Origin of the sequence: Mesorhizobium sp. M2A.F.Ca.ET.067.02.1.1, from assembly GCF_004023285.1 — a bacterium.
GTDB lineage: Bacteria > Pseudomonadota > Alphaproteobacteria > Rhizobiales > Rhizobiaceae > Mesorhizobium.
Window position 1 is genome coordinate 1 of the sequence record NZ_RZSB01000728.1, and the last position, 3,043, is coordinate 3,043.

Below are 3,043 nucleotides of genomic sequence, written 5' to 3' on the forward strand. Positions count from 1 at the left end.
GCGCCAGCTCGTTGGCCAGTAGCGAGCCGTCGGCAAGCACGAAGAACTCGACGCCGATGACGCCGACATAGTCGAGCGCGGACAGGATTTTTGCGGCCGCATCCTTGGCGGCCGCTGCCGTTTGCGGACCGATGGCGGCCGGCAAGGTCGAGCTGCGCAATATGCCTTCGCGATGGACGTTTTCGGCCGGATCGTAAGCGGCGATCGCTCCTTCGAGACCGCGCGCGGCGATCACCGAAATCTCACGCTCGAAAGCGACGAGCGATTCCAGGATCAGCGGCACATTGCCCATCGCCTCGCAGGTGCCTGCAAAGCCGCCTGTTTCCATGTTGCGGAAGACGCGCTGGCCCTTGCCGTCATAGCCCATGCGGCGGGTTTTCAGCACGCCGCTGCCGTCGAATTTCCTCAAAGCTTCGGTCAAATGGTCGTCATTGTCGACCGGACAGAACTCGGCCGTCGGGATGCCGATGCCGTTCAGGAAGGTTTTCTCGGTGAGGCGATCCTGCGCGACTTCGAGCGCGCGCGCCGGCGGGTAGACCGGGACCGTTGCCGAGAGCGTTTTGGCCGCGGCGACCGGAACATTCTCGAATTCATAGGTGACGACGGCGCTGGCGGCGGCGAGCTCGGCGAGCGCTTTCGGATCGTCATAGGCGGCGACGATCTGCCGGTTGGCGACCTGAGCCGCCGGGCAGTCGGCCTGCGGCTCCAGGACGACGATGCGGTAGCCGAGGCGGGCAGCAGCCATCGCCAGCATGCGGCCGAGCTGGCCGCCGCCGATGATGCCGATGGTCGATCCGGGCGCCAGGCTCACGGCGCGTCCGTCGGTTCGGCGGCGACCTTGGCGGTCTGCGCCGCGCGCCAGGCATCGAGCCGGGCGGCGAGCTTGTCGTCGTTGAGCGCCAGCACCGCCGCGGCAAGCAGCGCGGCATTGGCCGCCCCCGCCTTGCCGATGGCCAGCGTGCCGACCGGGATGCCGGCCGGCATCTGCACGATGGAGAGCAGCGAATCCTGGCCGGACAGCGCCTTGGATTCGACCGGGACGCCGAAGACGGGCAGCGGCGTCATCGCCGCCGTCATCCCGGGCAAATGCGCGGCGCCGCCGGCGCCGGCGATGATCACCTTGTAACCGGCGGCCTTGGCCCCCTTGGCGAACTCATAGAGGCGGTCGGGGGTGCGGTGGGCGGAGACGATCAGCCTTTTGTGCGGGATGCCCAGCGCATCCAGGGTTTCGGCCGCCTGGCGCATCGTCGCCCAGTCGGACTGGCTGCCCATGATGATGGCGACGTCGGCACGCTGATCGGTCAAGGTTTCGCTCCCGGCGGCAAAGGCGCGCCTTAGCGGAATTCGCCGATAGCCGCAAGGATTGTCGCGATGACAGCCAGCTAGTCCGGCCAGCGCAACGATTCGGTCGAATCCTTGCGCGCCACTTTCATCGCGTCAGCCGGCCGGTCCTTCGCCGTCAGCACGGCGCGCAGTTGCTCGGCCACGATCTCCGCTTCGCCGGGATGCAGGTTGCAAGGATCGAGGAAGAAATGGCCTCGCTCGACCTCGTGGTTGCGCACGATGATCGGCGGCGAGCCAGCGGCGAGCGCGGAGGCAAGTCCGGCAGCCGTGAAGCGGCTCGCCGGGCGCACATAGACCTGCAGGCGATCGAGAGGGTTGTTGGTCGGATCGGGAATGATCTGCGCATTGATACCCGGAATGCCCTGCAGCGCGTCCTTCCACAGATTGAGCGCCGCCTCCTCGCGCCGGCGGATGCCGGCATGGTCGCGCTTTTCCCAGGCCTCGAGCGCCGCCATGGTGCCGGCGATGCTTTCCTTGCCGACCTTCATGGCGCGCGCCACGCCGCGGTTCTGCAGATAGGCGGCGCGGACCAGGTCCTTGCGGCCGGTGACGATGCCGCTGGTCGGCCCTGAAAGGAATTTGTGGCCGCTGTAGACGACGATGTCGGCGCCGCGCGCCAGGAAGCTGCGAAGGTCGTATTCCGAGGCGGCGTCGACGATCACCGGGACGCCCTTGGCGTGGCAGATCTCGCAAAACTCCTCCAGCGAAAGCATGCCGTATTGCACGGTGTGGTGGGCGACGACGTAGAGAGCCGCCGCCGTGCGCTCGTTGATCGCCTCGCGCACATGGTAGTCCTGGGTGACGCTAACGGTGCCCGCCGGAATGACTTTGGCGCCGGCCACCCGGATCGACTGGTCGATCGGCGCGCCGTAATTGACGATATGGCCGAGCTGGATGACGACTTCAGACTTCAGCCCTTCGGTGTCGTCCGGCAGCCGCTCGATCGCCAGAAGATTGGTGCCGGTCATCGCGCCGGCGACCGCCATGGTGATGCCTGAGGCGCAACAAGCGGTGATGAAGCCGGCCTCGCCGCCGGTGAGTCGGGCGACGACTGCGCTTGCTGAGCGCTGCAGATCGTCCATCTCCACCCATTGTGAGGCCATCTCGGCCATGGCGCTGATCGCCTCGGGTACGATGATCGAAGCACCCAATGCCGTCATCGTGCCGGAGACGTTGATGATGGGTCTCAGCCCCAGGCGCTCGCGAATTGTGGTGTTGGAGCCGGCGTCGGAATAGGTTTTCATGAGGGCGAACTCCTAAAATCAGGCGGTGATCTCGACGACCGCTTCGATCTCGACGGTGATGTTGCCAGGCAACGAGCCGACGCCGATAGCCGAGCGGGCATGGCCGCCGATCTTGTCGAAGACATCGGCGAAAAGGTCCGAGCAGCCGTTGACCACCTTGGGGTGGTCGCTGAAGGTCGGGGTTGCGTTGACGAAGCCGAGCAGTTTTACCACGCGCACGATGCGGCCGAGGTCGCCCGCCGCCGCGTGCATGACGGCAAGCAGATTGAGGCCCGTGAGGCGGGCATGCTCATAGGCCTGCTCGACGGTGACGTTGTCGCCGACCTTGCCGGTGCACAGCGTGCCGTCAGCGCGCAGCGGCCCCTGGCCCGAAAGGAAGATCAGACGGCCGCTCTCGGCATGGGTTACGAAATTGGCGATAGGTGTCGGCGGCTCGGGCAGGGTCAGGCCGAGTT

Annotated in this window: 4 protein-coding genes; all 4 read right to left on the minus strand. The window is 66.4% G+C overall.

What is annotated here, in order from left to right:
* A partial coding sequence (locus tag EOA28_RS30795; protein ID WP_128315613.1) for a 5-(carboxyamino)imidazole ribonucleotide synthase occupies positions 1-811 on the minus strand: 811 nt, incomplete at its 3' end.
* A complete protein-coding gene (gene purE / locus EOA28_RS30800) occupies positions 808-1,305 on the minus strand; it encodes a 5-(carboxyamino)imidazole ribonucleotide mutase (RefSeq protein WP_126064066.1) in 498 nt (165 codons plus the stop codon). The genes purE and EOA28_RS30795, both read right to left, overlap by 4 nt.
* 77 nt (positions 1,306-1,382) lie before the next feature.
* Entirely contained in the window at positions 1,383-2,588 is a 1,206-nt protein-coding gene (locus tag EOA28_RS30805; protein ID WP_127251040.1) for an aminotransferase class V-fold PLP-dependent enzyme, read from the minus strand.
* An 18-nt stretch (positions 2,589-2,606) separates the two neighbouring features.
* The coding region (locus tag EOA28_RS30810; RefSeq protein ID WP_148670956.1) for a RidA family protein at positions 2,607-3,043 on the minus strand (437 nt) is incomplete at its 5' end.